1 protein-coding gene and 1 pseudogene are annotated in these 1,414 nt (G+C 48.7%); both read left to right on the forward strand.

Annotation, left to right across the window (positions count from 1 at the left end):
• The coding region (locus DW103_RS18180; RefSeq protein ID WP_233545737.1) for a DUF6444 domain-containing protein at positions 1 to 309 on the forward strand (309 nt) is incomplete at its 5' end.
• A gap of 18 nt (positions 310 to 327) precedes the next feature.
• Positions 328 to 1,410 (forward strand): annotated as a pseudogene (locus DW103_RS17865) (IS66 family transposase); the annotation flags it as partial.
• Positions 1,411 to 1,414: the final 4 nt, after the last annotated feature.

The following is a 1,414-nucleotide window of genomic DNA, read 5'->3' on the forward strand; positions in this document are numbered from 1 at the left end:
AAAGAAAGCGTATCGGACATTGTGGATATACTCCGGGAGGCATACCAAAACGGAGCTGTTTTGAAGAAACGGAATGAAGAGTTGAAAGAGGAAAACGAGACGTTACGAAACGAAAACGTATCCCTCAAAGAACGTCTGGCCCATTATGAGAAACCTCTGTCGGACAGTCACAACAGCAATACCCCACCTTCCGGGGAAAGCCTGAAAGCACAGGCGATACGCCGTACCCGCTCCCTGAGGACGCCATCGGGAAGGAAGACGGGAGGACAAGTAGGACATAAGGGGGGGACCTTAGTCAAAAGCGACTAGGTCGATGAGGTTCAAACCCATAGCCCCAGCCACTGTAAATATTGCGGCCATTCACTGCAAGAGATAGCAGGTGTCACGTATGAGACCCGTCAAAGCATAGATATTCCTCTTCCGGTAAGGCCCCGGATAACGGAGCATGTAGGCATTGAAAAAAGATGCACATGCGGCCATTGTAATCGCGCGGATTTTCCGTCCCAGGTGAAACCGGGAGTCAGCTATGGTGTAAACATACATGCCCTTGTCGCCTACTTGAGTACTGCACAGCATATTCCCTTTAAGCGTTTGGTTGAGGTCCTGAATGACTTTTATGGTTTGAAAATGAGCCAGGGTAGCGTGTCGAACATATTAAATCGCATGCGGAAGCAAGGGCTGTCAAGATATGATGAAATAAAACAGGAGATACTCTCTTCCCCCGTGATTGGTGCGGATGAAACGGGTATGCGGCTGGATAAGAAGCTCTATTGGATGTGGGTTTTCCAGAATGAATTGGCGACCTTTGTCTTCCCCGACCATTTACGTGGAAAAGAGGCCATTGACGGTCAATTCCCCAAGGGGTTCCCCGATGGCATATTGGTCACCGACCGCCATTCCTCCTATTTCGGCATGACTGCCGGTGGTCATCAGATTTGCCTGGCCCACTTGCTCAGGAAGTTGATTTACCTCACGGAATTGGACCAAGGGCAAGACTGGTCTACCCGTATGCTGTCCCTGCTTAGGGAAAGCATACACTTGTGGAAGACCCGGGATGTGACAAAGTCCGATATGGGAAATATAAAGAAACACTATAAGGCTCTTATGGAAGAAGACATAAGCCGCCTCAGGCATGAATTCAGAGAATTCAGAAATGGACTCTCTTCCCATTCCGACCACCTCTTCCTCTTTCTTGAAAACCCCAATGTCCCACCCGACAACAATGCCTCCGAACGGGCTATCCGCCCCTTAAAAGTCAAACAGAAGGTAAGCGGGCAGTTTAAATCGGATGAAGGCGCCAGCGCTTTTTGTGTAATCCACTCTATCGTGCATACGGCTAAGAAAAAAGACCAAGATCCCTTTCTGGCTCTTAGGGAAATCGCTGAAAACGTTATCAATCATCAAACCTGAAAAA

Source organism: Parabacteroides sp. AM08-6 (genome assembly GCF_003473295.1).
Lineage (GTDB): Bacteria > Bacteroidota > Bacteroidia > Bacteroidales > Tannerellaceae > Parabacteroides.